Origin of the sequence: Treponema sp. JC4, assembly GCF_000260795.1 — a bacterium.
Lineage (GTDB): Bacteria > Spirochaetota > Spirochaetia > Treponematales > Treponemataceae > Treponema_D.
Genome location: NZ_AJGU01000003.1, coordinates 119,123 through 145,089 on the forward strand (window position 1 = coordinate 119,123; position 25,967 = coordinate 145,089).

24 protein-coding genes are annotated in these 25,967 nt (G+C 41.2%); 8 read left to right on the forward strand and 16 right to left on the reverse strand.

Going from position 1 to position 25,967, the window contains the following annotated elements; genetic code table 11:
* Nucleotides 1-21 precede the first annotated feature (21 nt).
* Nucleotides 22-1,725, forward strand: coding sequence for an HD-GYP domain-containing protein (locus MSI_RS13800; protein WP_009103541.1), 1,704 nt, complete (start codon nucleotides 22-24; stop codon nucleotides 1,723-1,725).
* On the opposite strand, the gene MSI_RS02905 is transcribed toward MSI_RS13800, so the two are convergent.
* Genes MSI_RS02905 through MSI_RS02915 form a run of 3 tightly spaced genes read right to left on the reverse strand, consistent with a single transcriptional unit; the run spans nucleotide 1,722 to nucleotide 3,657 of the window.
* Nucleotides 1,722-2,168 carry a MarR family winged helix-turn-helix transcriptional regulator gene (locus MSI_RS02905; protein WP_009103543.1) on the reverse strand — a complete coding sequence of 149 codons (447 nt, stop codon included), beginning with the start codon at nucleotides 2,166-2,168 and terminating at the stop codon, nucleotides 1,722-1,724. The genes MSI_RS13800 and MSI_RS02905 overlap by 4 nt on opposite strands.
* Nucleotides 2,165-3,070 carry an NAD(P)/FAD-dependent oxidoreductase gene (locus MSI_RS02910; RefSeq protein WP_009103545.1) on the reverse strand — a complete coding sequence of 302 codons (906 nt, stop codon included), beginning with the start codon at nucleotides 3,068-3,070 and terminating at the stop codon, nucleotides 2,165-2,167. Before MSI_RS02910 ends, MSI_RS02905 begins: the two co-directional genes overlap by 4 nt.
* Nucleotides 3,071-3,117: 47 nt before the next feature.
* Nucleotides 3,118-3,657, reverse strand: coding sequence for a glutathione peroxidase (locus MSI_RS02915; protein ID WP_009103547.1), 540 nt, complete (start codon nucleotides 3,655-3,657; stop codon nucleotides 3,118-3,120).
* Nucleotides 3,658-3,802: 145 nt separating this feature from the next.
* Here MSI_RS02915 and MSI_RS02920 point away from each other — a divergent pair, with 145 nt between their 5' ends.
* Nucleotides 3,803-5,320, forward strand: a complete 1,518-nt coding sequence (locus MSI_RS02920) for a clostripain-related cysteine peptidase (protein ID WP_081481347.1) — start codon at nucleotides 3,803-3,805, stop codon at nucleotides 5,318-5,320.
* 16 nt (nucleotides 5,321-5,336) lie between these two features.
* Here MSI_RS02920 and MSI_RS13805 read toward each other — a convergent pair whose 3' ends face one another.
* From MSI_RS13805 to MSI_RS02935, 3 genes are read right to left on the reverse strand one after another with little or no spacing between them, the layout of a single operon-like run.
* Nucleotides 5,337-8,366, reverse strand: a complete 3,030-nt coding sequence (locus tag MSI_RS13805; RefSeq protein WP_009103551.1) for an amino acid permease — start codon at nucleotides 8,364-8,366, stop codon at nucleotides 5,337-5,339.
* Nucleotides 8,367-8,407: 41 nt separating this feature from the next.
* Nucleotides 8,408-9,112 (reverse strand): methionine ABC transporter permease, encoded by a 705-nt coding sequence (locus tag MSI_RS02930; protein WP_009103553.1) that lies wholly within the window; start codon nucleotides 9,110-9,112, stop codon nucleotides 8,408-8,410.
* A 12-nt stretch (nucleotides 9,113-9,124) separates the two neighbouring features.
* Complete coding sequence (locus MSI_RS02935; protein ID WP_009103555.1) at nucleotides 9,125-10,123, reverse strand: methionine ABC transporter ATP-binding protein; 999 nt, start codon at nucleotides 10,121-10,123, stop codon at nucleotides 9,125-9,127.
* 122 nt (nucleotides 10,124-10,245) lie between these two features.
* Between MSI_RS02935 and MSI_RS02940 the strand changes: the two genes are divergently transcribed.
* On the forward strand, nucleotides 10,246-10,779 hold the full coding sequence (locus tag MSI_RS02940; RefSeq protein WP_009103557.1) for a nitroreductase: 534 nt from the start codon (nucleotides 10,246-10,248) through the stop codon (nucleotides 10,777-10,779).
* A gap of 93 nt (nucleotides 10,780-10,872) precedes the next feature.
* On the opposite strand, the gene MSI_RS14990 is transcribed toward MSI_RS02940, so the two are convergent.
* The 3 genes from MSI_RS14990 to MSI_RS02955 all read right to left on the reverse strand — a co-directional run bounded on the left by MSI_RS14990 (nucleotide 10,873) and on the right by MSI_RS02955 (nucleotide 13,421).
* A complete protein-coding gene (locus MSI_RS14990) occupies nucleotides 10,873-11,724 on the reverse strand; it encodes a MetQ/NlpA family ABC transporter substrate-binding protein (RefSeq protein ID WP_009103558.1) in 852 nt (283 codons plus the stop codon).
* A 108-nt stretch (nucleotides 11,725-11,832) separates the two neighbouring features.
* Nucleotides 11,833-12,036 carry a hypothetical protein gene (locus MSI_RS02950; protein ID WP_009103559.1) on the reverse strand — a complete coding sequence of 68 codons (204 nt, stop codon included), beginning with the start codon at nucleotides 12,034-12,036 and terminating at the stop codon, nucleotides 11,833-11,835.
* Nucleotides 12,033-13,421 (reverse strand): DNA methylase, encoded by a 1,389-nt coding sequence (locus MSI_RS02955; protein WP_009103560.1) that lies wholly within the window; start codon nucleotides 13,419-13,421, stop codon nucleotides 12,033-12,035. The genes MSI_RS02950 and MSI_RS02955 overlap by 4 nt, the downstream gene beginning before the upstream one ends.
* Before the next feature lie 889 nt (nucleotides 13,422-14,310).
* Here MSI_RS02955 and MSI_RS02960 point away from each other — a divergent pair.
* The 5 genes from MSI_RS02960 to MSI_RS02985 all read left to right on the forward strand — a co-directional run bounded on the left by MSI_RS02960 (nucleotide 14,311) and on the right by MSI_RS02985 (nucleotide 20,276).
* On the forward strand, nucleotides 14,311-15,069 hold the full coding sequence (locus MSI_RS02960; protein WP_009103561.1) for a ParA family protein: 759 nt from the start codon (nucleotides 14,311-14,313) through the stop codon (nucleotides 15,067-15,069).
* Nucleotides 15,070-15,083: 14 nt separating this feature from the next.
* Entirely contained in the window at nucleotides 15,084-15,395 is a 312-nt protein-coding gene (locus MSI_RS02965; protein ID WP_009103562.1) for a hypothetical protein, read from the forward strand.
* Nucleotides 15,396-15,850: 455 nt separating this feature from the next.
* Entirely contained in the window at nucleotides 15,851-16,852 is a 1,002-nt protein-coding gene (locus tag MSI_RS02970; RefSeq protein ID WP_009103563.1) for a replication initiation protein, read from the forward strand.
* A gap of 571 nt (nucleotides 16,853-17,423) precedes the next feature.
* Complete coding sequence (locus tag MSI_RS02980; RefSeq protein WP_009103564.1) at nucleotides 17,424-17,741, forward strand: metal-sensing transcriptional repressor; 318 nt, start codon at nucleotides 17,424-17,426, stop codon at nucleotides 17,739-17,741.
* Nucleotides 17,742-17,750: 9 nt separating this feature from the next.
* Nucleotides 17,751-20,276 (forward strand): heavy metal translocating P-type ATPase, encoded by a 2,526-nt coding sequence (locus tag MSI_RS02985; RefSeq protein WP_009103565.1) that lies wholly within the window; start codon nucleotides 17,751-17,753, stop codon nucleotides 20,274-20,276.
* Here the strand turns inward: MSI_RS02985 and fdhD are convergent.
* From fdhD to moaC, 7 genes are read right to left on the reverse strand one after another with little or no spacing between them, the layout of a single operon-like run.
* Entirely contained in the window at nucleotides 20,265-21,014 is a 750-nt protein-coding gene (fdhD, locus tag MSI_RS02990) for a formate dehydrogenase accessory sulfurtransferase FdhD (protein ID WP_009103567.1), read from the reverse strand. The two genes, MSI_RS02985 and fdhD, sit on opposite strands and share 12 nt — an antisense overlap.
* Nucleotides 21,011-21,925, reverse strand: coding sequence for an MOSC domain-containing protein (locus tag MSI_RS02995; RefSeq protein ID WP_009103569.1), 915 nt, complete (start codon nucleotides 21,923-21,925; stop codon nucleotides 21,011-21,013). Before MSI_RS02995 ends, fdhD begins: the two co-directional genes overlap by 4 nt.
* Nucleotides 21,926-21,929: 4 nt before the next feature.
* Nucleotides 21,930-22,910, reverse strand: coding sequence for a GTP 3',8-cyclase MoaA (gene moaA / locus MSI_RS03000; RefSeq protein ID WP_009103571.1), 981 nt, complete (start codon nucleotides 22,908-22,910; stop codon nucleotides 21,930-21,932).
* A 1-nt stretch (nucleotide 22,911) separates the two neighbouring features.
* Nucleotides 22,912-24,003 (reverse strand): sulfate/molybdate ABC transporter ATP-binding protein, encoded by a 1,092-nt coding sequence (locus MSI_RS03005; protein WP_009103573.1) that lies wholly within the window; start codon nucleotides 24,001-24,003, stop codon nucleotides 22,912-22,914.
* Nucleotides 24,000-24,665 carry a molybdate ABC transporter permease subunit gene (modB, locus tag MSI_RS03010; protein WP_009103575.1) on the reverse strand — a complete coding sequence of 222 codons (666 nt, stop codon included), beginning with the start codon at nucleotides 24,663-24,665 and terminating at the stop codon, nucleotides 24,000-24,002. Before modB ends, MSI_RS03005 begins: the two co-directional genes overlap by 4 nt.
* 8 nt (nucleotides 24,666-24,673) lie before the next feature.
* Complete coding sequence (gene modA, locus MSI_RS03015; RefSeq protein WP_009103577.1) at nucleotides 24,674-25,441, reverse strand: molybdate ABC transporter substrate-binding protein; 768 nt, start codon at nucleotides 25,439-25,441, stop codon at nucleotides 24,674-24,676.
* Nucleotides 25,441-25,941: a cyclic pyranopterin monophosphate synthase MoaC gene (gene moaC / locus MSI_RS03020; protein ID WP_009103578.1), complete on the reverse strand. Its 501-nt coding sequence runs from the start codon at nucleotides 25,939-25,941 to the stop codon at nucleotides 25,441-25,443. The genes modA and moaC overlap by 1 nt, the downstream gene beginning before the upstream one ends.
* Nucleotides 25,942-25,967: the final 26 nt, after the last annotated feature.

Here is a 25,967-nt window from a genome sequence, read left to right on the forward strand (position 1 = left end):
AATATTCAATGGATTTAATAAATGCTTTTTTATTACTATACGCTGCTTTTTATAAGCTCTATCTTATTAACAACATTTTTCTTTGCGAAATGGGGCCGCAACGTTTCCATTTATCTTTCTTTGATTTTTCTTTTAATCCCTCTTATCAATCTCTGTTATTTTAAATTTGCCCTTTCTACCTCAACTTCCGAGGCACTTTTACTAAACGGTCTTTTGTATTTTTTAAACTTCGGACTTCAATTCTTCAGTTTTCTCTACGTTTTTACCTTCTGTAAAATAAAGCTGAACCGTTACATTACCTCTTTCTGTTTTCTCCTCCTTTCCACAGGAATTGTTCTTATGGCCTTAAGCCCATGGACTATAGGAATTCTTTACAAGCAGGTATTTCTCAGAAACACAAACGGCATTGCCTATCTTAGAAAACAGTACACTTCTGTTCATACAATCTACTACTGCATTCTTGTTTTCTTTATCATAGTTGACTTTTTGATTATGCTGCTCAGTTTAAGAAAGAAACAGATTTCCCGCCGAAATGCTGCAGTAATGCTTCTTTCTTACAGTGTGATTTCCATTGCCTTTATTATTGGCCGTGCAATTGCTCCCGAATTAGACGTAATGCCTTGTTCCTACACAATTTTACAGATTATGCTGCTGGTTATGATTCGTCGTATCGCTCTTTACGATATTGACCTGATGACAAGTATTGCAATTCAGCAGAGTGAAACTATAGGCATTGCTTCTTTTGATAATGAACACCGCTATCTTGGCTGTAATTCACTTGCAGAACAATTTTTTCCCGAATTCAAGAATCTTTATGTTGATTCCAGACTGGACTCTTCAACTGAATTCTTTTCGACCCTGAACCAACTGATGGACGCTGCTGACAGCCACAAGGGAATTGCAGAAACAACTCTGAATTTACAAAAGAAAAGTTTTAAAATTTCTGTTTCGAACCTTTATGTTTCCAGATTTTTTTCAAAAAAGCATAAACCGGCCGGACATCAGATTAAAATTGAAGACAATACACGCGAACAGCTTAATATTCGTCTTTTGAATAATTACAACGAAACCCTTACAAAAGAAGTAACAGAAAAGACCGAAAAGCTCGAAAATCTGATGGAACAGTTTGTCCTTGGAATGGCAGAAATGGTTCAAAACCGGGATAACAACACAGGAAAGCACATCCGCCGTACCCGTCAGATTGTAAAAATATTGACTGATGATATGAGGATAGAAAACCGTCTGGGACGCTCAAATAATTTTTATGAAAGCCTTGTAAAGGCCGCTCCTATGCATGATTTAGGAAAGATTGCCGTTGATGACCAGATTTTACGTAAGCCTGGCCGCTTTTCCCCGGAAGAATTTGAAATTATGAAAACCCACGCTCAAAAAGGAGCAGAAATTGTAAGAAATATTTTTGAAGATTATGATGACAAGGAATTTGTTCAAGTCTGCGAAAATATTGCTCACTACCACCACGAGCGTTTTGACGGATCCGGATACCCTGAAGGATTAAAGGGAACTAAAATTCCTCTGGAAGCCCGCATAATGGCAATTGCCGATGTTTATGATGCTCTGGTAAGTGAACGCTGCTATAAAAAAGCAATTCCACCGGAGGAAGCCTTTAAGATAATCCAGGATGGAATGGGCATTCATTTTGACCCTATGCTGAATTATTACTTCCTCCGCTGCCGGGAAAAGATTGAAGAATATTATAAATCCTAACAGTTAAGTATCTTATACAAAAGCTTGTAAAGAGTTTCAGCTTCTTCCTGATTAAGATTAACACAGCCGCCAATCTGTTGTGGAACAGTACAGGCTTTTTCGCGAAGAGCCTGACCTTCCTCTGTAATTGCAACCATTACAATGCGCTCGTCGCTCTTACTGCGGGTACGACGCAAAAGGTTCTTTTTTTCCATTGATTTTAAAAGCGGAGAAAGAGTACCTGTATCCAGAAAAAGACGGCTGCCAAGTTCGGTTACCTTAAGTTCTTTTTCTTCCCACAAAACCATCATTACGATGTACTGGGTGTAAGTTAAATCCAGTTCTTTTAGAAGCGGCGTATATTTGCGAAGGATTTCTCGGGATGCCGCATATAATGGAAAGCAAAGCTGATTTTTTAATAAAAGGCAGTCATATTTAGAATACTGGTTTTCTATGTCGCTCATTTTTTAAGACCTCTAACATATTCTACCGCACTTAAGCCTGCTACGCCACCTTCATATACAGCTTTACATACCTGTAAAAGTCCGCCGTTTACGTTACCGCAGGAATATACGCCTGGAGCATTTGTTGCCATTTTTTCATCAGTTGCAATGCTGTCGCCGTTGAGGGTAAGACCGAGTTTTTTAGCGAAGTCTGCACCGCCTGCAGAGCCAAGGGCAACAAAGAAGCCATCTGTGGCAAGTTCGCTGCCATCTTCAAATACGATGCTTTCTACCTTGCCTTCGCCTTTGATTTCAGAAAGCTTCTGCTTATTAAGCTGGATTTTTTCTGCTGCCCCACCCTTTGCTTTTTCTTCTTCCAAAAGAGAAGTAATCTCAGAATCGTCCATGCCGTTTGTCAGGATGGTAACCGACTCCGCCATATTTGCAAGATGCATGGCTTCTTCCAGAGCATAAAGTTTGTTTCCAAGTACGCAAACCTTCTTTTTTCTATAGAAGAAACCGTCACAAACAGCACAGTAGCTTACGCCCTTTCCTTCGTGTTCTAAAAGACCTTTAAGGTTTGGACGGAGCTTTTTATTTCCGGTTGCAAGAATAACTGCATTACCTTCGTAATCCCCGCCAGTTGAAGATACCATGTACGAATTCTGACTTGCCATCTGAATGTTTGTTACTTCTGAATCAAGAACTTCTATACCAAGATTTTTTGCCTGCTTAATTCCCGCAGCATACAAATCAGGGCCAGAAATTCCATTTTCAAAACCGTAGTAATTATCAATTTTATGAGCTTTATCCAGCTGACTTTCGCCATGGTAAAGCACTACAACATTCAGATTTGCACGTTTAGCGTAAAGAGCCGCAGAAATACCTGCCGGTCCCGCTCCAATTACAATTACATCGTACATGGTTTCCTCCTTGTCTAAGGCGGCCGGTCAGAGCCGCCGGTGTTCTATTACAAAAGGCCTGCTACCTTATCATCAATCTTCTTTGGTTCAACAGTAGACTCAAAGCGTTCAATAACATTACCTTCGCGGTCAACAAGGAACTTTGTAAAATTCCATTTGATGTTAGGATTGTTCTCATAATCAGGGTCTATTTTTGAAACCACTGCCTTCATGATAGCGCCTTTTACTCCTGTAAAACCTGTAAAGCCTTTCTGTGCTTTAAGATAATTATACAGCGGAATTGCGTTTTCGCCATTCACTTCGATTTTCTTAAACTGATCAAAAGTTGTGTGATACTTCATCGTACAGAACTCGTGGATTTCATCATCATCACCAGGAGCCTGATGTCCAAACTGGTCACAAGGGAAGTCTAAAATCTCAAGTCCCTTATCGTGATACTTCTGATAGAGTTCTTCCAAACCCTTATACTGAGGCGTAAAACCACAGCCTGTGGCAGTATTTACAATCAAAAGAACCTTTCCTTTGAATTCCGATAAAGAAACTTCGTTTCCTTTTCTGTCCATTACCTTAAAATCATAAATTCCCATATTTCACCTCACTTTACAGCAGAATTCCGCTATGTTTTTCTTGCCTTATTTATATTGTATACAATATAGTTTGTCAACATATTTTAGCAAATTTTTAGTAAAAATTAAATTTTGTTATTTAACTTTCTATGTTACTATTTAAGGGATGAAGACGACAGTCAGATTTATAACATATAGTTTTCTCGTTATAGCAGCATTTTTAGCCATCTCCTGCGAAATGGGCCTTGCCCTTAACTCTTCTTCTGACAGCATATATTCGCAAAGCGAAATCATTGATTCAGCAGATTTTGTAGAAGAAACTGAAGTCCTTTTTATGATGTATCTGGACGGAGATAACAACCTGAACAATGTAGCCTGGTATAATGTTGCCTACGCACAATTCGGACTGACTTCTGCTGATACCAGCAAAATCAGTGTTGTAGTACTGATTGACGGAAACACAGAAAAATGCACAAATCCGGTTGGCGATGGAAAATCCTACCTTTTGAAACTTGGAGCTTACAGCCGGAATGAATATGTATACAGAGGAAATAATCTGGCTCTTTCTACTTATGTGTCAGCAAACACCGTGGATTACTCTGACACGGTAAACTGGATTTATAACAATAATCATGAAGTAGATATGTCCAGCGGAGAAACTCTCTACAATTTCCTATATTGGTCAAAAAATCATTTCCAGGCAGAAAAGACAATTCTGGTCCTTCAGAATCACGGCGGCGGCCCTTACAATGAATTAACATCTTCTATTTCCAGCTCTGCCAGAAGCCTATGCTGGGACGAAACCACAGATGATGATAAATATCTATCTACAACAGATGTTGCGACAGCCATAAATCAAACCTTCGGTAAAATCGATATGCTTGTAGAGGATGTCTGCCTGCAGTGTTCAATTGAAGAGGTTTATGGTCTTCGAAATTCAGTTAACTATCTTGTTGCTTCTCCAAATACGACCTACGGTCCGACCTATAACTACGATCAGGTAATTCCTTTTGCCAGCACAAACAGCCCGAGCGTCGTCGAAATTGGTAAAAAATTTATTGATTACAACTACGAAAAATGTAAAGACCTAACCCTTCGTCAGTCCAATACAAAATTAAATGACCCGTCCTGCATGGAACTTTCATTAACTCTGGTAGACTGTTCAAAAACTGATATTATTGAAGATATAAAAAAACAGACCAGCCAGCTTGCCGATGCAATTATGGAATCGGGAGACCGTACAAGCCTGCTGGGACATATTGGAAAACTGAAAAGAAACAACAGCGGTTACTTTTACGGCTTCCTCTTTTCTGCTAGCTTTGTCTACACTAATGATCTGGGCGCCCTTTCCTATATGCTGATAAATGAAAACGACTCTGCTGTATCAGCAATTGCAGAAAACCTGCTTTCAGACCTTAGCAGCATAATTGTTTACGCATGGTCTGGCGGTAAAGAACATAACTGGTACTACAGCGGAGACAGCACCTACGGAGATCTGAACTCTTTTATAAATTCCGACGGAAGCTGCCCATTTGGTATTTCAATTACAGCAGCCCGCCTGACAGGAAAAGTAAGCAGCGGCAGAACAGGCTACGGTCCAAGCCTTGCAAACTACTCTTCCTGGTCAGAATTCGCACAAAACAACAGTTGGGCAGATTTATTAGCAAATTACAAAAATAACTAATAAATGGCCCACCCCCTTAAGCATTGAATAACTCTTTTTTCAGCACTGCAATCAAATTGTCCATATTGATTGGCTTAGCAACGTGACCATTCATGCCCGCTTCAAGCGCTTTTTTTACATCTTCGCTAAAGGCATTTGCAGTCATGGCTATTACAGGAAGCTGAGCCTTCTTTTCATCAGTAAAAGCCCGGATTTTTGCAGTAGCCTGATAACCATCCATAACAGGCATCTGAATATCCATAAGAACCGCATCAAAATATCCAGCTTCGGCTGCCTCAAGTTTTTCTACAGCATCTTGTCCGTTTATGGCAGTTTCAACCATAAAACCAAGCTCTGTCAAAAGCATTACGGCAATTTCGCGGTTTACGTCCACATCATCTACAAGAAGGAGGCGGCACTTAGAAAAATCAAAGTTTTCTGCCTGAACCCCGCTTTCTCCCTGGGAATTAGCAGTAAGTTCTTCTCCACTCTCTGACTCTTCAGCCTCCTGAATGCGGAAAGGAAATTTAATTATGAACTCAGTTCCCTCACCTTTTTTAGTATTTAAATCAATTACACCGCCCATCATGTCGACAATACTTTTTGTAATTGTCATGCCAAGTCCGGTTCCCTGAATTCCGCTTACCGTTGAATTATGTTCACGCTCAAAGGCTTCAAAAATCTTTTTTGCAAATTCAGGCGACATTCCGATTCCGTTATCCTTCACCCGGACTTCGTACTGAACAACCCCTTCTTTGGGCTGGGTTACCTGAGAAATCACAAAACTGACCCTTCCGCCGTCATTAGTAAACTTGTAAGAATTACTCAAAAGATTCAGAATTACACGGTTCAGACGGTTTCTGTCACAATAAACAAGAGGATTTGTAAGATTCTTTCCTTCAACCTGGAAATCAATATTCTTAAGCGTCATCTGGGTTGCAAACATATCGCGGATTTCATCAAGGACAGAATTCAAATCACAAGGAATTTCTTCAATTTCCATTTTTCCGCTTTCAATGCGGCTCATTTCAAGGACATCATTAATTAAAGAAAGCAGGTGTTTGCTGGAAGCGTCAATTTTTTGCAGATATTCCTGCACCTCATCTTTAGAAAGATTTGGCCTTCTGGCAATATTCGTATATCCGATAATTGCATTCATAGGCGTTCGGATATCGTGGCTCATATTTGAAAGGAAAACCGTTTTTGCCTTATTAGATTCTTCCGCCTTAAGTTTTTCCTCTTCAATCTTATATTCACGTTTTTTCTGAGTGTTGAAAATATTGAACATAATCAGAAGCATCAACATTACAATCATGAACTGCATAAGACTTGTCATCAGCTGAGAATTACGCAGCGCCTGCATTTCTTCTTCCATAAAATTACGCTCCCTGGCAAGCTGAGTCTTAGTCATAGGGATTTCCTGCTTGCTGTGCTCTGCATAATGGAAAGTAGAAATATTATCGATAGCCTTTTCGCTCTGGATGTAAGTTTTCTTTCTCATCCACATCGAAGAAGAAAACAATACTATAAAGAACATGGTAAGCCACATAACGGTAGATTTACCGAAACGGTTACGCTTATCATTCTTGAACAAAAATCTGAAAATCACAAAGCCCAGAATACTCCAGATTCCCAGGATGACGTAAGATTCTGTAGAAAACTCATTCATACTCCAGAAATTCGGGATTAGAGGGAACATAAATAAGAAGAGAGAAAGGACAACGCCGGCAATGCCCAGAACAAGCACATAAGTTGATTTGTAGCGGTGCTGGTGTTGAATTGATTCAGACATTCTGATTTCTTTTGAAACTATGATGCAGCTGGCAGAAATATAAATATAGGAAATGCAGGCCCCCATTGTTGTAACGTCTACAATCCAGCCGATTGCCTGACGACCGAAAAATGGAATTATCAGTGAAACAAGTCCGACAAAAATGATTGCATTCTGAGGAACGTGTCTGGAATTGCGTTTTGCAAACCAGTGAGGGATAATTTCATCCTTTCCAAGTGAAGCCAGAAGACGGGCAAGAGAGCGGTACATACAAAGAACTCCAGTTGAAGAACCTGCAAAAAAACAGGTAAAGAGGATGATTGTACCGGGCTTTCCTAAGATTGTATAAACTGCCCTGAAGGTTGGCATGGAATCTACTCCGCTTAAAAGCGGAAGCATGGCGATATATTCCTGCCAGTTGAAAAAAATTGAAGGCCGGGTTACGACTGCAGCACAGGCAAGAAGGATATAACACAGAGCGCCACAGAAGACAGAAACTGCCATTATTAAAAAGGACTGTTTTTCATAAAAATGCTCTTTATCAGTACAGAAGGAAGCGGCTTCAAAACCTACAAAAGCCCAGGGAGCCATTACAAGCACTTCCAGAACCTGAACAAAAGGGATTGTAGCCTTTCTGGAGGAAACAGCTCCATTCTGGAATACATGAGTTAAAAAGACCGGCTGAAAATCTCTTGAAGTAGCACCGCTTTTTACAAGAAGACAGATTACACCGCCGACAATTCCGCAGAATAGAATCACAGCAAGAATTGTGTTTAAAAGTCGTGAATATTTTTCTGAAAGACAGATTAAAACTGCAAAGAATACAAGAACGCTGATTGTAGTAAGAACTTCCAGCAGATAAATCTGATAGCCGCCAATGGTATAAGAAAAGCCCTGGCGAAGAACATCACCAAAAATTACGCGGATAATCAGGGCAAAGGCCGATGCGTTAGCCCATAAAATTGAAATATAGGCCAGAGCAAGCGCCCACATGCACAAGAATGAATGGTCATAGCCGAAAACTTCCTTTGTACAGGTAAAAATTCCGCTCGCCTCGTTGCCGGTTGATTTACGGCTGATTACATTATGAAGATTTGCCGCAATTATCATCATAAAAAGAGCGCCGAGCACAAGACCAATCAGAGTTCCTAAAGGGCCTGCACTTGGAAGGAAGGTAGTTCCGGGCATAACAAAGGCGCCCCATCCCAGAAGACTTCCGAATGAAAGCGCCCAAACAGAAAGAGAATAAAATTTGCCGCCAAAAAAGGCTGTTCTGCTTTTTCTTGTATTATCCATACAAAAAATTATAGCAGAGAGTGTTTTTTTTTAAAGAAAATTTACTTTTTCAAAACCTTGTTAGACTTAATGGCAAGCTTTGTTCCTATACTCTGTAAAATCTGAACAAGTACAACAAGAAGAATTACAGCAAGAATCATTACTAAGGTCTTATAGCGGTAATAACCGTAGTTGATTGCAATTTTTCCAAGTCCACCGCCACCGATGATACCGCTCATTGCGGTATATCCCAATACGGTCGTAATGGCGATTGTCATGTTGGAAAGAAGAGACGGAACGCTTTCCGGAATCAAAACTTTAACTACAATCTGTAAAGGAGAAGCGCCAAGGCTCTGTGCCATTTCAATTGTGTTAGGGTTTACTTCGCGCAGGCTTGATTCAACAAGGCGGGCAATAAAAGGAAAAGCCGCAATTACCAGAGGCGGAATTGTAGCAATAGTTCCAACAACAGTTCCCACAATCAGACGGGTGAGAGGGAAAACAAGAATCATCAGAATAAGGAAAGGAACTGAGCGCAGAATATTGATGATTACGTTGAGGGCGTGCATAAATCCCTTTGGAAGAGGTTTAATGCCTTTTTCTTCACCGGTTACAAGCAGAACTCCCAGAGGAAGTCCGATTACAAAGGCGAAAAATGTACTTAAAATTGTAACGTAAACAGTCTGCCAGGTAGAAAGCAAAAACTGCGACTGAATGATATTCCAAGCGTCTTCAAGCGCTTCTGCTGAAAATATTTCACTAAACATCTTTAACCTCTCTTACAACTCGTTTACAACAACATCATTTGTTGCGGCCAGATAATCAATAGCAGTTCTCATCTCATCTTTTGAAGCAAAACCCAGAATCATAGAACCGTAAGCCTTATCACCGATACTCTTTGTCGAAGCCCAGCAGATGTTAGCCTTAATGCCTTTTTCAATTGCCAGCTGAGCAACCATAGGAAGGTTTGCCGCAACAGCTCCGTTGAAAACCACGCGGATAATATTTTCCTGCTTGTCAGAAATACCTTTGATGTCATCCTCGCCCTCAGGGAAAACAAGATTTTTAGCTGCCTGAGATTTTGGCTGACTGAAGATTTCTTCTACATCGCCCTGTTCGACAACAACGCCATTTTCCAGAATTGCAACGCGGTTGCAGACACTTTCTACTACACTCATCTGATGAGTGATGATGATAACTGTAATTCCAAGACGTTTATTGATGTCGCGGATAAGTTCAAGAATTGAGTTTGTAGTATTTGGGTCAAGGGCACTGGTTGCCTCATCACAAAGCAAAACCTTTGGGTTTGTTGCAAGGGCCCGGGCAATAGCCACACGCTGCTGCTGACCGCCCGAAAGCTGAGCCGGGTAAACCTTTGCCTTATCTTTTAAGCCAACAAGATCAAGGAGCTCAAGGGCGCGCTTTCTGGCTTCAACTTTAGGAGTTCCAGCAAGTTCAAGTGGGAAACAAACGTTTTTAAGACAGTTGCGCTGCATAAGAAGGTTAAAGCCCTGAAAAATCATAGTTGTTGTGCGGCGGATTTTTCGCAGTTCCTTATCAGAAAGACTACCAATATCCACTCCGTCAATCACAACCTTACCGTCGGTAGGGCGTTCCAGCATATTGATTGTACGAACAAGGGTACTTTTACCGGCACCACTCATTCCGATAATTCCAAAAATATCACCGTTATTAATTGTAATTGAAACATTCTTAAGGGCGTCCACCGACCCGCTGGAAGTTTCAAAAGTTTTAGAAAGGTTTTGAATTTCTATCATATAAGTAATTATAGCGAAAAATTACATGACCTTCCACACAGAAAATATAACCCTAAATTATTTGACGCTTTCCTTTCCGTATAGTTATTATTACAACATACTAATTTGATAGGAGAATACAAATGAACGAAACCTTAAAAGTACTGGAAAGCCGCAGAAGCTGCCGTAAGTTTAAGTCTGAAATGCTGAAAGAAGAAGATTTGAATGCAATTATCCGGGCGGGAACTTTTGCCCCAAGCGGAATGAACAAGCAGCCTTCAATTATTATTGCCGTTACTAATAAAGAGCTCCGCGATAAAATCAGCGAGGAAAACCGTAAAATCGGCGGCTGGAACGAAGGCTTTGATCCTTTTTATGGTGCGCCGGTAATTCTTATTGTGCTGGCTGATAAAGGCGCTACTCCTAACTACCTTTACGACGGTTCTCTTGTTATGGGAAACTTAATGAATGCCGCTGAAGCACTTGGAATCGGTTCAATCTGGATTCACCGGGCAAAGCAGGAATTTGAAAGTGATTTTGGAAAGAAGCTGCTGGATGATCTTGGAATTAAAGGTGATTTTGAAGGAATCGGCCACGTGGCTTTGGGATACATCGAAGAAGGCGGAGTAAAGGCTGCCGCTCCTCGTAAAGAAAATTATGTTTATTGGGTAAAATAAGCAGGCGTTGCGGGCGGCGATTGAGCCCGCAGAAGGGGTAGCGCGCAACGAAGTGCGCGTGTAGGGGAAGGCTTTCCCCTCCCCTAGATTTCGCTATTTCTTAATAGCGTCCAAAGACTTCTGTTTTCCTGGATAAAGTCCGAATGGTTCTACGTGGATTCCTGCAACTGAAACAAGGTGTGTTTTGTTTTCTTTGTTGAAGTCTTCGAGGTATGGAACGTGCTGGAAGAAGTTTGCGTCAACCTCGCCGCTTTCTACTACGTTGTTTGGCTGAACGTAATCTGTGAATTCCAAAACCTTAAGGTTTACGCCTTTTGCAGCAAGAGTCTTCTTTGCAATTTCAAGGATTTCGCAGTGAGGTGTTGGTGTAGCAGCGATTGAAATTGTCTTTCCTTTAAGAGCTGCGTAGTCAACTGTAGAATCGTAGCCGTCTGTAGGATTATCAACAACTGAAATTACAGCGCCGTCGTAAGTTTTTGTGATGAAGTCTTTAACTTCTTTGCTCTGAACTGCAGCAATCAATGCCTTGATTTCTGGTTTGTTTTCGTTTCCTGCACGAACAGTAATGATGTTTACGTAAGCTGAAGAAGAACCTTCTACAAGGAGAGCGTCCTTAGAAGGATTGAGTTTTGCGCCCAAAGCGTAGTTTGCATTGATGATTGCGAAGTCAACATCGCGGCGAACTGAAGGAACCTGAGCAGCCTCAACTTCCTGGAATTTGATATTGTAAGGATTGTCTTTGATATCAAGTGGAGTTGCTGTGATTCCAGCTCCATCTTTCAAAGTGATGTAGCCCTTGTCCTGAAGAAGGAGCAGAGCGCGTGCTTCGTTTGTTGTGTCGTTTGGAATAGCGATTTTTACACCTTTCTTTGCCTTAGCACTCAATGGTGCAAGTACAGATGCTGCAATTAATGCAACAGTAACAATTTTAGTAATTTTTTTCATAGCATTCTCCTCGCAAGGCAGTCTAAAAGGCTCCCTCGTTTTTTATTATATTTTTGTTATAGCGTGTTATTACCTACTTAGTCAATAGGTATTGTTTGCATAAAAGCCTCAAAATGATAAATCTTCTCCGTGCTTTTCTTCCATTTCTGCAATTTCTGCCTTAAGAGTTTCCTGCAGGGCTTCGTCATAACCTGTAAGGGCAGCAAATGGAAGAAAAATTTTTGCACGCTGGGCAAGGGGCATGCGGTTAGAAAGGGAAGCATAATTCCATTCATGATTGATGATATCTGAATAATCTTTCTGAGGCTTCATGCCTTGTGCCCTCCTATCTGCTGGTTACGGTCTATGGTTGTTGCCCCTTCTTCAAGGTTGGTTCCTTTTAGAATTGCATTCTTTCCATATTTACTGATGATTTTAAGGCGGGCTTTCTGAAGACTGTCTTCTTTTTCCTGATTTAAGCCGCCTTCGGCTTTATCAATCTGGTCAAAAAGGCCGGGCTGGCGCTCGCTTAAAGGCTTAACTCCATTGGCGGTTATATTTATACGGCGCACAAACCAGAGGGGATTTACATTCTTTTCAAAAAGGCTGACAAAAGCCTCTACTATCAGCTTTGAAGAATTGGTTTCGCTGCCAAAAGTCCAGCTTGCATGGGCAGGTTTTGGAGTTTCGCGGCCGTAATAATCCCATACAATCTCACCGTCAAAATCCTTTAGATTAAGACTTTCTATATCATAGTCGACATAAAGGGTTATAGAAGAAGCAATCATCTCTTTTTTAAATAAGTCGAGTGCAAGAAGTTCTGCCATCTCGCGCACAATGATTTTTGCTTTTTCAAAAGTATAAGGCTCGTGAAGCACCTGACCGCTTCCAAAACTTTTTGCCAGGGATTTGTAATTTTTGATATCCTTCATTCCCACAGGCTCAAGACCCCAGGCGTGATCCATAAGGATTTCTGCATCAATTCCAAACTCATCGTATAAAATCTTTGGATTAGAAAGAGAGGTTCTGGCAATATCCCCCATTGTTCGGATAAAATACTTTTCCAGGCGGCGGGCAGTCCCCTTCCCTACCCTCCAGAAATCGGTTATGGGCTGATGATTCCAGAGCTGTTTGCGATAAGAGTCCACATCAAGTTCTGCAATACGAACTCCGTCCTTATCTGCAGGAATATGCTTTGCAACAATATCCATCGCAATTTTGCAGAGATAGAGATTTGGTGCAATTCCTGCCGTTGCTGTAATGCCCGTTTCTTTTAGAACATCGTGAATTACTTTTACTGCAAGTTCGTGAGCTGAAAGATTATAGAAAGAAAGATAGGAGCTTGCATCTATAAAAACTTCATCTATTGAATAAACGTGAATGTCTTCTGGGGCAAAATATTTTAAATAGACATTATAGATTCGACTTGAATACTGAATGTAAAGGGCCATGCGTGGAACAGCTACAATGTATTCCAGTTCCTTACCGGTCTGTCTTTTGATTTCGCGGGCTTTTGCTTCTACTTCAAAAAGTCTTGAACGGCCGCTGAGTCCGTAGGCTTTGAGAGCAGGAGTTACAGCAAGGCAGATTGTTTTACTTGTGCGGCTTTTGTCTGCAACGACGAGTTTTGTCGTCAGCGGATCGAGACCGCGTTCACGACATTCTACAGAGGCATAAAAAGTTTTAAGGTCAATTGCGATATAAGTTTTGCTGTCCATTGATTATTCCGCACTGGGGATGATAAATAGTATAGCGTAAATTTTGAGATTGAAAAAAGAAGATTGAATAATACCTTTATACCGATATACCTATATGTTACCGTTATACCGTATTGTAATTAAATTTTGCGGTATATACCGATTACTTAGGTAGATACAGATATTTATTCAGGGCTGTCTGTAATACAGACTACAACTACCAGATTCCACCTGCTTTACAACAACTACTGTTATCCACCAGGGAAATTAATATGTAGGATTAGAAAATGCGTAGCGGGGGTTCATGATTTGCGACGCTTTTTTCGCGATGCGAGGCATACAACGCGTAAATAAGCCTACAGAGCAAGCGTAGCTTGCGGCGAGCGAAAAGCTGGCGGAGCAAAGCATGGTTCCCCGCGGAAGCATTTTCGGTTTACTACATATCAATTGTGCCGTTTCTTAAGCACTGTTCACAATTGTCAGTCTTCGTACGGCGGGAGAAACGGAGGGCTTGTTCGGGAGCACAGCGGACGAATGAGCGTTAGCGAACCCGGAGTTGCGACTGGGAAATTAGCCCCCGCCCAAGAGAATTTACGGGCAAATTTAGAAAATTCAAAAAAGGGATAAAAACGGCCTTCTGAGAGCGGGGTAATGATATTACATGATTTTTTGAAAAGAACGCGTCAGAAGCAATCCTAGGGCCGGTTTTAGATTATACCTAATATTACGGTATTACGGTATTTATTACCTAGTTACTACCTATTGTTTACCTAATTTCTACCTTATTACGCGGTATAGCGGTAGTATATTAATATAAACTGCGGTATTTTGGTATGGACTTAAAAGTTTTCTTGAAGTATAATAAATCAAATGCTTGAAAATTAAAAAACATTTTGGGAGGCTATTTTTTATGAAAATTATCACTGTGGCTTTGCAAAAGGGTGGGGTAGGAAAAACCTCTACGGCAGTGAGTCTTGCAGTTGAACTTGCAAAATCGGGCAGGACAATTCTTATAGATGCAGACCCTCAGGGAAACGCTACAACCTGGCTTAACATTCAGACAATGCAGTATGAGTTTGCAGATTTGCTGAACGGAAAATGCGGCATGGAGCAGTGCGTAAACCAGACCTCAACTCCGAACCTTTTTATTATTCCAACAGCCGGAATCGGAGGAGAGCTTAAAGAGTACTCTGAAAACAAGGCAGGCGGAAATCAGGGAAAAATCAAGAAGACCCTTAAAGAGATTGCTAAAAATTTTGACTACTGCGTAATCGACACTTCACCAAGCTTCGGAAACTTTGAGCGCGGAATTTTTTATGCAACTAACGAAATTGTGGCAGTTCTTCAGCTGGATGAATTTTCTAAGGACGGACTTCAGATTTTTAATGACCGCCTTCAGTCTTTCATTAACGATAACCTGGAAGAAGACGAGGCTCGCCCGACCTTTAATAAAATCGTATTCAACGCAAAGGATGACCGCATCTCGCAGCAGGGAATCATTCTTAATCAGTTCATGCCACTTAAGGAACACGGCTACAACCTTTATGTAATCCCGGTTGATCAGGCATACCGTAAGGTTCAGAGTGCGCACATTGCAATTCAGGATTTTACAGGAACTAAAAAAGAAACGCTTGATACAATCAAAAAACTTGCAGAAGATTTAAAATAGGGTAGGGTAAAAAAATGGCAGGAGTAAAAATTAAGACAGAAGACCTTGCAGGAAATACAGCTGTTTTATCTGATTTGATGAATCCTGGAAAACCAAAAAGAGTTGAACCGGCAGCAGAAAATCAGAAAGAGCCTGAAAAAGATGTGCATCTTACAATGCTTGTAAAGGAATCGACCAGAAAGGCCTGGAAGCAGTTCTTTATTGAGCACGATCTGAATACAACACAGGGAGTAGAAATTGCGATGCTTCATCTGATAAGCGATGTTCAGAGCGGAAAATATCTGTTGAACAAAGGCGGCTTGCGCGAAGTTCATCAGGAAAGCTAGAAAAAAGCCAAACGACTACTGGATTCCACCAAAAACTAAGTAAATAATAGAAGAAAAGGTGGAAAAAAGTAGTCGTTTTGTTATTTATATCGAAAAATTGAAAATAATATCCCAAGAAAGTGGATAATAGTAGTCGTCAAAAATAAAATTTATAGAAATTCCTTCAAAAAGCCCTTATAAGAGAAAAATAATATTGAAAATATAAACTACCGGCTTTATACTTTTAGTAGTCGTATAACTTTGAAAATTCAGAATTTAAAGTCATTGGCCTGATTTTAGCGCAAAATTGGACATAAGTAGTCGAATTTGTGGAAAAAAGTAGTCGATAAAAGGACATCGGTAGTTGAAAGTATGGATATAAGTAGTCGGGTGGGCTAGTAAATCCTTATCTTACAACAAAATACAAGTCCTTTAAATAATAAATATATAAATTTATAAAAGAATGAGGGGCTTTTATGAATTCAAAAAGTGTTTCTTCGGCAAAAGTGTCGAAAGATAAAGAAATTGTTGTACAGTCAAACAGTATAAGCCGTGGTATCTATTCCTGTAGTCCAACCGCAAGAAAATTAATTGCTTACTGTATTCTTAAAATCAATCATTATCCGGAAAATCTGAACTCATCAGTTTATACAAACATTGATGTTCTTCATCATTTTAAAAGTTCATTTTCTATTTCTGAATTTATAAACAGACTTGGAATTTCTAAAGGCTCAAATACTTACAAGCAGGTAAAAAGGGCGGTTGAGGAACTTTCTACAAGCGTAATTCAGGTTGAAAATACCGAAGAAAAATATAAGGCCTATACCTGGTTTTCTTCTGCAACCTATGACAAAACAAAAGACCTGATTGAACTGGACTTTAACCCTCAGATTGGACTTGCAATTCAGGAATGGAAAGAAATCAAGCAGTTTTCTGCAATGAATATAAAGACCATAGGAGAGATCCAGTCTTTCTTTGCCCTCAGATATTTTGAGCTTGCCTGTTCTTTTTATAATATGAAAGGCCGCTACGGAAATAAAAAGAATGAATGGAAGTTCACTCTCAAAGTTGATGAGATTAAGACCATGTTCAAAATCGACAAGGATGCTTACAAAGACCGCATGAATAACTTTATTACCAAGGTTGTAAAAAATCCGCTTGAAGAAGTAAACAAGGTTAATAAGGATTTTCAGATTTCTTATGCAAAAATTGTTGAAAATCATAAAACTGTTGCATTTGAATTTACCTGTTCCCAGGCTGAAATTTTAAAAATCGAAAGTACTGACTCTGCCGAAGAAATCAGCGAAAAACAGATGATAAATCAGGAAGAGCTTGAAATTCAGCATTATAAGACAAAATTTCCTGAACAGTGGGAAGAAGCTGTAAGAACCGCTAAACTTCAGAATGAGCTGCCATTTGAAATGGAAATGGTAACAGATGCCAGAGCTGTTGATATCCTTAAGGCTCAGGGATTGTAACGACTACTAAAATCCATTCTTTAAATAGACCATAGGTGAACGACTACCGAAATCCAATGTTTTGGATACTGGTAGTCGTTTTCTTTTTAACTATAAGCCTTTTTGAGTGGGGTATAGGCATAACGACTACTAATATCCATGATTTTTACGGATTTTCTGCTTTTATTTCAAATTTGTATGAAATTTTAAACACTATCTTAACTGTTAATGATGATTTTTGGCGGTGGAATTCAGTAGTCGTTAATCGGGTGGAGACTGGTAGTCTGTTTAAAATTTTAAACAGTGGAATTTGGTAGTTGTCGGCTGATGACTACCAAATTCCACTCGAAAAACTACCGTTATCCACTGTTTTGGTAGACAGAATTTAATAATAACTACCAGAATCCACTTCGACTACTGAATTCCACTTTTACAGGATTTTCGTAGTTTAACGACTTCTTTTATCCACCTTTTTGATTTCTGGAAAATTTCACGATGTCTTATTGACAGATACCCCCAGGAGGTATATACTCTGCATTGTAAATATACCCCCATAGGGTATGTATAAAAATTGAGAATTCCGGAGATTTTTATGTCAGAAGAAAATATTGAAGAATGTCCTTACTGTTCGGGAAAACACAAGGAACGTGATGATACAGAAAAAAAAGATTTGATGAACCGTCTGAAAAGAATTGAAGGTCAAGTTCGCGGGGTAGAGGGCATGCTGGAAAGCGGCGCCTACTGTACCGACATTCTGATGCAGGTTTCGGCAATTACATCTGCGCTTAACAGTTTTAATAAGGTGCTGCTGGGAAATCATCTGAAAACCTGCGTGGCAGAAAATATCCGTTCTGGTAACGACGAAGTTATTGATGAACTTGTCGGCACTCTTCAAAAGCTGATGAAATAAGGGGGCTTTATGGAACAGTTTAATGTAACTGGTATGAGCTGCGCTGCCTGCCAGTCTCGGGTTGAAAAAGCTGTAAGTGCCGTGCCGGGTGTAAAATCTTGCGCAGTAAGCCTGCTGACTAATTCTATGGGAGTGGAAGGTCAGGTTTCTGCAGACGCTGTAATTCAGGCAGTTGAGGCTGCGGGATATGGCGCAAGTTTGAAAAGTTCGAAAGCGGGTGCTTCAGGGGCAAATGCTTCAAAAGCAGCATACGCAGACGAGCTTAAGGATACCGAAACTCCAAAAATGAAAAAGCGTCTTGTTGCTTCTGTAATTCTGCTTCTGCCTTTGATGTATGTTTCTATGGGGCACATGCTCTGGAACTGGCCTTTGCCAGCTTTTCTTGACGGTAATCACGTCGCAATGGGACTTTACGAACTTTTGCTTTCTGCCCTTGTAATGGTGATAAATCAGAAATTTTTTGTAAGCGGATTTAAGGGGCTTCTTCACAAGGCGCCGAATATGGATACACTGATTGCCCTTGGTGCGACTGCCGCCTTTGGATACAGTGTTTTTGCTCTTTTTGCAATGACAGGAGCTGTCTTACAGGCTGATAAAAATCAGATTATGTATTTTATGAATCAGTTCTACTTTGAATCTGCGGCTACAATTTTGACTTTGATTACTGTGGGCAAAATGCTGGAAGCAAAATCAAAAGGAAAAACCACAAGTGCCTTAAAAGCGCTGATGAAGCTTGCACCGGAAACTGCCGTAATTCTTGTAGACGGAAAGGAAGAGACTGTTGAGGTAGAAGATGTAAAGGTTGGCGATCTTTTTGTTGTGCGCCCGGGAGATAAGATTCCGGTAGACGGTGTGGTTACTGAAGGTCAAAGTGCTGTAAATGAATCTGCTTTGACAGGAGAAAGTCTGCCGGTAGAAAAAGCACCTGGCGATAAGGTGACTTCTGCTACAATTAATACTTCTGGCTATATGGTATGCCGTGCCACCCGCGTTGGTGAAGACACAACCCTTTCAGAAATTATCCGCATGGTAAGTGATGCAGCGGCAACAAAGGCTCCAATTGCAAAAATTGCAGACCGTGTTTCTGGCATTTTTGTTCCGGCAGTAATAGGGATTGCGGCTGTAACGCTTGTGGTCTGGCTTCTGTCTGGACAGACCTTTGGCTATGCAATTGCCCGGGCAGTATCGGTGCTTGTAATCAGCTGCCCTTGTGCTCTTGGCCTTGCAACCCCTGTTGCAATCATGGTGGGAAACGGAATCGGGGCAAAGTCTGGAATTTTGTTTAAAACTTCGGCTGCACTTGAACAGGCTGGACGAACTCAGATTATTGCGCTTGATAAAACCGGAACAATTACGACCGGTATCATGAAGGTAACTGATATCGTTACTGCAGAGGGACTTGAAAAATCAGAGTTTCTTACTGCCGCTTATTCGCTTGAAGCAAAAAGCCAGCATCCGATTTCTAAGGCGATTGTAACTTACGCCAAGGAAAATGGGGTAGAGAGCTTGGAATGCTCTGATTTTGAAGCAGCTGCTGGAAAAGGCCTTAAAGCCAGCTTAAATGGCAAAACGATTTACGGCGGAAACGCAAAATACATAGAAGAAAGTGCAAAAACTGATATTTCTTCTATAAAAAATACCATTGGCCAGCTTTCTTCCCAGGGAAAAACTCCTGTTTTGTTTGCCAGTGAAAATAAACTTCTTGGCTTACTTGCGTTGGCAGACACCCTTAAGGTAGATTCTGCTGCGGCAATTTCTCAGCTTAAAAATATGGGAATGCACCTTGTAATGCTAACCGGCGATAACGAAAAAACTGCCCGGGCAATCGGAAATCAGGCTGGGGTTGATGAAGTAATTGCTTCTGTAAAGCCGGACGGAAAAGAGGCTGTAATCCGCGAACTTAAAAAGCAGGGAAAAGTAACGATGGTAGGAGACGGCATAAACGATGCTCCAGCCCTGGCAAGTGCAGATCTTGGAATTGCAATTGGGGCCGGCACAGACGTTGCCATTGACTCTGCGGATGTCGTTCTTATGAAAAACAGCCTTATGGATCTTGCAGCAGCCATTAGAATCAGCCGGGCTACACTTCGTAATATACACGAAAATCTTTTCTGGGCATTTTTCTACAATGTAATCGGCATTCCACTTGCTGCCGGCTGTTATGTTGCCGCTTTTGGCTGGAGTCTGAATCCTATGTTCGGAGCAGCCGCAATGGGGCTTTCAAGCTTCTGCGTAGTTACAAATGCCCTGCGTCTGAACTTTATAAAAGTTTACGATGCAAAGAAAGATAAATCAGTAAAAGCTCCCGTAAAGGGAAAGGAGAATACTATGAAAATTACAGTTAAAGGTATGATGTGCGGCCACTGTGAAGCGCACGTAAAAAAGGCTCTTGAAGCAATCGATGGAATTACAAGTGCTACTGCTTCTCACGAAGAAAATCTTGTAACAATTGAAACTTCAAAAGAGGTTGATCAGGCATTGATTAAGGCAGCTGTTGAAGAAGCCGGTTATGAATATGCTGGCTTAGCAGACTAGTTCGTAACTGTCTGGCCAGGCACGGCAGATTAAAGTAAGTTTGTGCTCACTGGCAAGAGTTGCGGACTGCGCGGTGGGAACTGATTTTGAAATTAAGATTCCCACTCCTGCCTGGATTACTTTTTCTACCATATCTACAGGGACGCGTCCTGACGTAAAAAGAATGACTTTTTGCGCCGGGATATCATTCAAAAGCATGTAGCCTATGGCCTTGTCCAGCGCATTATGACGGCCTATGTCTTCTGCGCTGAAAATACTTTTTCCTTCTACAGCAAGAATGCAGCGGTGAGTGCCCGCGGTGTGAGTGTGGATTGCACTGTCTTTAGAAAAATCTTTGGCAAGAGAAAAAATCCATTCAGACGGGCAGTCTCTTTTCTGTAAAAGGGGGAGAGGAATTTCATTAGCATTTTGTGCAAACTCTTTGTTTTTTGAGCAGCAGGAGGCTTCTGTACTATTGCTTTCCTTCCATACAATTTCTTCTTTCAGACTTACAAAAGCCCGGGCTTTACTTTCGCAAAAGCGGATATTTGCAATATCTTCCTTTTTGTCTATAATTCCGCTGGTTAAAAGTCTGCCTGCAACAAGTTCCATAAGATTTGCTTCTGTGCAGACTAAAGAAAAGATTTCTTTCCCATTTATGATGATCGAAAGTCTATGTTCGTTAAGGGCCAGAACTTCCTCTTCTTTTTGACTTCCATCCGGGTATATCTTTCTGATTTTTAGAGGGCTTACTGTCATGCATCCCCCTCGCCGCGTAAAACTGGGATTCCGTGCTCTAAAACAGGGAGAATGTATTCAAGACATTCTTTTCCGGCTTTTGGACTTCCCGGCATGTTGATAATCAGGGTTTTATTGCGGATGACGCTTGCTGCGCGGCTGAGCATTGCCCGCGGTGTGATGGTCATGCTGTAGGCGCGGAGGGCTTCTGCAATTCCCGGTGCATCTTTTGTAGCGGCGCGTTTTGTAGCTTCTGGCATCATGTCACGTGGAGAAAAGCCTGTGCTTCCGGAAGTGAAAATTACATCTGGTTTCTGAACGTCTGTAAGCTGGCAGAGAGTCTTGTAAAGTCCTTCCTCATCATCTGGAAGAAGTGTGATACCTGTAACAAGGTAGCCTGCCTTTTCCAGAACTTCCTTAATCACAGGTCCGCTTTTGTCTTCCCGTTCTCCTTTTGAGCAGCGGTCACTGGCAACTAAAACTGAGGCAGAAAAACGTCTTCCTTCGATCAGTTCGATTTCATCTCCGACCGAAACTTTTCCGCCATGAAGGACTCGGGCAAAAACTCCTTCAGAAGGCATAATGCATTTTCCTGTACGCTGGGTTACTGTGCAGGCAGAATGGCATTTTTTTCCAATCTGGATGATTTCTAAAATTACATCATTACATTTGAATTTTGTGCCGACCGGGAAGGTTTTAAAATCAAAGCCTTCTATCAGAAGATTTTCTCCAAAGTCACCGGCTGTAACATCAGCACCGCTTTTCTTAAAGTCTTCGACCTTATCCCAGGAAAGAAGACTGACCTGACGTTCGCTTCCGGCGTGAGCATCATTTTGAAGGCCAAAGTTTTCTATTATGTTTACACTTTTGATGTCTATTTTGGGCGTTCCTTTTTTTTCACTTATGCAGACAGCACGGATTATCCCCTTCATTAAATCATCCTCCAATTTCAGTCATCATATGGGACTTTAATCCCTGCTGATTAAAAATGTGTTTTTCAGGCTTTTCTTTAATAGCCTTTTGAATTTCAGTTTTAAGTATATCTTCAAGTTTAGTGCCGCTTTCCCCGGAGCGCAATATTTTCTTAACGTCCAGCGAATCGTCGTAACAGAGACAGAATTTTAAAAGTCCGCTGGCAGTAAGGCGGATTCTGTTGCAGTCAGAACAGAAGGCGTGAGAAAGCGGGGAAATAAAACCTATGTTTCCGGCAAAGTTTGCAAAATGGAAAAGGCTTTCGGGCGCGTGAAGTGGCGCTGTAAGGTGGCTTGCTTTTCCGAAACGAGATTCCAGCTCAGAAAGAATTACATCAGATTTTAATCCTTTCATGCCGTTTGCACAGCCGATTGGCATAAGTTCAATAAAGCGGATGTCAATGGGATTGTCTTTTGCAAGCAGGGCGATTTCTGTGAGTTCGCCGGCGTTGTATTCGGTAGGAACGCAGTTGATTTTTACAGGAAAGTCAAGAGCGAGGGCTGTCTGAATACTTTGCATAACCTTTTCTACGCCGCGGCTTTCGGTAATTTCAAAAAAAGTGTCGTCATTCAGGGTGTCCAGACTGATGTTTACACGGCTAAGTCCTGCAGCTTTGAGGTCGCTTGCCATGTCTGAAAATAAAAGGCCGTTTGTTGTAAGACAGATTTCTTCTATGCCGGGAATGTCCTTCAGCAATTTGATAAGATTCACAATATCGCGGCGGACAAGAGGCTCCCCTCCGGTCAGACGGATTTTTTTCAAGCCAAGTCCTGCGAGCACGCGAACAAGCAGAACGATTTCTTCGAAAGACAAGATTTCCTGGTGAGGAATATGATTGATTCCCTGTGGCGGCATGCAATAACGGCAGCGCAGGTTGCATTTGTCTGTGAGCGAGATTCTAAGGTAATCAATTGTGCGGCCAAAGCTGTCGGTCAAAGTCTGCATTTCAGGGCTCCAGAAGCATGAGTTTATCCTGCGGTATTCTGACATACAGTTTTTTACTCTGGAGGTCTGCTTCAATTTTTTTCCAGACTGATTTTGAAACTTCCCAGTGAAGGAGGGGGACAGCATCAGCCTGAAGGTTTTGCTGCCCTGAGGTTTCCTGTTCAAAGTAAACAGTGAAGGAAAAAGCGTCTTCTATTACGCGTTTAATGCGGCAGGTAAATACGTTTTCTTTTTCTGCATCTGCCGAACTGCATTCTTCAAGGTAGTGGGCACGGAAGCCTGCGTAAGGGGCGTGGGAAAGAGCACTTTTACCAGAAGCTGTTTTTTCAAAATTCAGTTTTATTCCCCAGTCTGTAGCAAAGGCAGTTTTTTCATCAAGCCATTCAAGCCGGGTGATATTTTTACATCCCGAAAGACGTGCTGCTCCAACAGTCGCTGGATTTTCAAAAAAATCATGTTTTTCCACAGGGGCAGAAAGTATTCCTTTTTCTGCAAAAAGGGCAATTTTTTTTGCCATTCTGAAAGCTTCGTTTCTGTCGTGGGTGACCAGAATTGAAGGACATTTTTTTTCTTCAAGCAGGTCTAAAATAAGGCGTTCAAGTTCAGACTTACGGTTAGAGTCCAGAGCAGAAAAAGGCTCATCAAAAAGAAATACTTCCGGTTCAGAGGCAAGCAGGCGGGAAAGGGCAACTCTCTGCTGTTCACCGCCCGAAAGTTTTGCGGGATAATCCTTTTCTTTTCCCAAAAGTCCGAAGCGGCTGATTAAGTTTTGCACATTATCCTTATTTTTTGCAGTCCCGCTTATGTTTTGATAAACCGTCATGTTTGGGAAGAGGGCATAATTTTGGAAGAGGTAACCGACCTGTCTTTTTTGAGGAGGAAGATTGATTTTCTTTTCCGAATCAAACAAAACGCGGTCATTAAGGATAATTTTCCCCTTATCAGGACTTTCAATTCCGGCAATACATTTTAACAGAAGAGATTTTCCTGCCCCTGACTGACCAAGGATTGCCAGAGTCTGATTGTCGCTTTCAAAATCAGCCTTCAATAAAAAACTTCCAAGCCGTTTTTCAATTTTAACAGTAAGACTCATGCTGTCCTCCTCTTAGAAAAACGCTCAGTTATTATATTCATCAATAAAAGAATAATTGCAGAAAGGGCAAATATGATTAAAACCCATTTGAAGGCAAGCGTTTTGTTTCCGCCTTGCATTGCGGTGTAAATTGCAACTGCCATTGTCTGGGTTTTTCCGGGAAGATTTCCGGCAACCATGATTGTGGCACCGAATTCCCCGAGCGCACGGGCAAAAGAAAGAATTGTGGCTGCGGCAATTCCCGGAAGAGAAACAGGAATCATGATTTTTGTAAAAATGTTGAATTCGCTCATGCCTAGTGTTCTTGCCGCAGAAAGAATTTCGGAATTAATCTGAGAAAAGGCTCCCCGGGTAGTTCTGTACATTACCGGAAAAGAAACGACTGTCGCTGCAAAAACTCCGCCGCCCCAGGTAAAAATAGGATTTATTCCTATTGCAGAGAGAAAATTTCCAAAGCCCGCGTTACGGCTGAAGAGCATCAGAAGAAAAAAGCCCACAACCGTTGGCGGAAGTACCAGGGGAAGAGAAAGAAGGGCATCAAGAATAGGACGTGCGCGTTTTGACCTTCCTACACTCCAGGCCGCAAAAATCCCTAGTACAAAGGTAATCAGTGTGGAAGAGAAAGCTATTTTGCAGGAAATCAAAAGCGGTGAAAAATCCATGGCAGAACCTAATTTTTTAGCAGAACAAAGCCTGCTTTTTCAAAGATTATTCGCGCCTTATCTGAAGACAAAAAGTTTTCAAAAGCCTGGGCTTCTTTTTGGTGTTTACTTGCCTTTATAATTCCAACAGGATAGTGAACCGGCGGGCAGGAGCCTTCCGGAGCAGAAGTCAGAATGCGAACTTCTTCTGTAGAAGCTGCATCTGTTGCGTAAACTATGCCAAATTCACAGGAGCCTGATTCTACCCAGAAAAGAACCTGCCTTACATCGCTGGCAAAATTTGCTTTTTTTGAAATTTGGTCCCAGTTATTAAGAAAAGTACAGATTTTTTTTGTGTATTGGCCAACAGGAACACTTTGAGGATCGCCGATTGCAATCATTTTTACCTGGCTGTCTGTAAGCTGATTAAATGAAGAAATCGAAGTGCTGCTGTTTTTACCTGCAATCAGAACAACCTGATTCTGTAAAAGAAGTTTTACGCTTTCTTCTTTCATCAGATTTTTCTGAACAAGGGCATCCATCTGTTTTGTTGCGGCGGAAATGAATAAATCTGCAGGGGCACCGGCTTCAATCTGAGCCTGAAGAGCGCCGGAACCTCCAAAAGAAAACAAAAGTTTTACATTGGGATTCATTTTTTCATATTCAGTCTTGAGCTCTGCGCAAACGTCGGTAAGGGAGGCTGCTGCAAGAATCGTAAGTTCAGTTTTTTTAGCTTTACTCCAGCCTGAAAAAATCAGAGAGCTGAATAAAAGTGCCGCTGAAATGGTTTTTTTCATTATTTTTTAGTAACCTCTGTTCGTATATAGTGTCCTGACTTCCCGCCTGATTTTTCTTCAAGATGTATGTCAGAAATTTCTATGCCTTTATCAAGTGCCTTACACATATCATAAATTGTAAGAAGAGAAACGCTTACTCCGGTAAGAGCTTCCATTTCAGCGCCTGTTTTTCCTGTAAGTTTTACAGAGCAGAAAGAATAAATCTGATTTTTTTCAGGATGGAGTTCAAAATCAATGGCGACTTTTGAAAGTAAAAGTGTGTGACAGAGGGGAATTAATTCCGGCGTCTTTTTTGCAGCCATAATTCCAGCAATTCGGGCAGCAGCAAGAACATCTCCTTTTGGAACTGAATTATCAGTAATCGCCTTCATAACTGCATCATTTACAGTAATTGTGCCTTTTGCGAGTGCAAAACGTTCTGTTTCCTGTTTTGCACTTACATCAACCATCAGGGCATTTCCTTTTTCATCTATATGGGTAAGTTGTGCTGCTTCTTTCATACTTCCTCTTTGTTAAATCTGCAATT

What these genes read in the sequence shown, in the direction of transcription:
- MSI_RS13805 (WP_009103551.1), bottom strand. Translation starts at nt 8,366, where the DNA reads ATGGATAATACAAGAAAAAGCAGAACAGCCTTTTTTGGCGGCAAATTT.
- MSI_RS02930 (WP_009103553.1), bottom strand. Translation starts at nt 9,112, where the DNA reads ATGTTTAGTGAAATATTTTCAGCAGAAGCGCTTGAAGACGCTTGGAAT.
- fdhD (WP_009103567.1), bottom strand. Translation starts at nt 21,014, where the DNA reads ATGACAGTAAGCCCTCTAAAAATCAGAAAGATATACCCGGATGGAAGT.
- MSI_RS02940 (WP_009103557.1), top strand. Translation starts at nt 10,246, where the DNA reads ATGAACGAAACCTTAAAAGTACTGGAAAGCCGCAGAAGCTGCCGTAAG.
- MSI_RS14990 (WP_009103558.1), bottom strand. Translation starts at nt 11,724, where the DNA reads ATGAAAAAAATTACTAAAATTGTTACTGTTGCATTAATTGCAGCATCT.
- MSI_RS02985 (WP_009103565.1), top strand. Translation starts at nt 17,751, where the DNA reads ATGGAACAGTTTAATGTAACTGGTATGAGCTGCGCTGCCTGCCAGTCT.
- MSI_RS13800 (WP_009103541.1), top strand. Translation starts at nt 22, where the DNA reads ATGCTTTTTTATTACTATACGCTGCTTTTTATAAGCTCTATCTTATTA.
- modB (WP_009103575.1), bottom strand. Translation starts at nt 24,665, where the DNA reads ATGGATTTTTCACCGCTTTTGATTTCCTGCAAAATAGCTTTCTCTTCC.
- MSI_RS02905 (WP_009103543.1), bottom strand. Translation starts at nt 2,168, where the DNA reads ATGAGCGACATAGAAAACCAGTATTCTAAATATGACTGCCTTTTATTA.
- MSI_RS02950 (WP_009103559.1), bottom strand. Translation starts at nt 12,036, where the DNA reads ATGAAGCCTCAGAAAGATTATTCAGATATCATCAATCATGAATGGAAT.
- MSI_RS02970 (WP_009103563.1), top strand. Translation starts at nt 15,851, where the DNA reads ATGAATTCAAAAAGTGTTTCTTCGGCAAAAGTGTCGAAAGATAAAGAA.
- MSI_RS02915 (WP_009103547.1), bottom strand. Translation starts at nt 3,657, where the DNA reads ATGGGAATTTATGATTTTAAGGTAATGGACAGAAAAGGAAACGAAGTT.
- moaC (WP_009103578.1), bottom strand. Translation starts at nt 25,941, where the DNA reads ATGAAAGAAGCAGCACAACTTACCCATATAGATGAAAAAGGAAATGCC.
- MSI_RS02980 (WP_009103564.1), top strand. Translation starts at nt 17,424, where the DNA reads ATGTCAGAAGAAAATATTGAAGAATGTCCTTACTGTTCGGGAAAACAC.
- moaA (WP_009103571.1), bottom strand. Translation starts at nt 22,910, where the DNA reads ATGCAGACTTTGACCGACAGCTTTGGCCGCACAATTGATTACCTTAGA.
- MSI_RS03005 (WP_009103573.1), bottom strand. Translation starts at nt 24,003, where the DNA reads ATGAGTCTTACTGTTAAAATTGAAAAACGGCTTGGAAGTTTTTTATTG.
- modA (WP_009103577.1), bottom strand. Translation starts at nt 25,441, where the DNA reads ATGAAAAAAACCATTTCAGCGGCACTTTTATTCAGCTCTCTGATTTTT.
- MSI_RS02920 (WP_081481347.1), top strand. Translation starts at nt 3,803, where the DNA reads ATGAAGACGACAGTCAGATTTATAACATATAGTTTTCTCGTTATAGCA.
- MSI_RS02995 (WP_009103569.1), bottom strand. Translation starts at nt 21,925, where the DNA reads ATGAAGGGGATAATCCGTGCTGTCTGCATAAGTGAAAAAAAAGGAACG.
- MSI_RS02910 (WP_009103545.1), bottom strand. Translation starts at nt 3,070, where the DNA reads ATGTACGATGTAATTGTAATTGGAGCGGGACCGGCAGGTATTTCTGCG.
- MSI_RS02955 (WP_009103560.1), bottom strand. Translation starts at nt 13,421, where the DNA reads ATGGACAGCAAAACTTATATCGCAATTGACCTTAAAACTTTTTATGCC.
- MSI_RS02960 (WP_009103561.1), top strand. Translation starts at nt 14,311, where the DNA reads ATGAAAATTATCACTGTGGCTTTGCAAAAGGGTGGGGTAGGAAAAACC.
- MSI_RS02965 (WP_009103562.1), top strand. Translation starts at nt 15,084, where the DNA reads ATGGCAGGAGTAAAAATTAAGACAGAAGACCTTGCAGGAAATACAGCT.
- MSI_RS02935 (WP_009103555.1), bottom strand. Translation starts at nt 10,123, where the DNA reads ATGATAGAAATTCAAAACCTTTCTAAAACTTTTGAAACTTCCAGCGGG.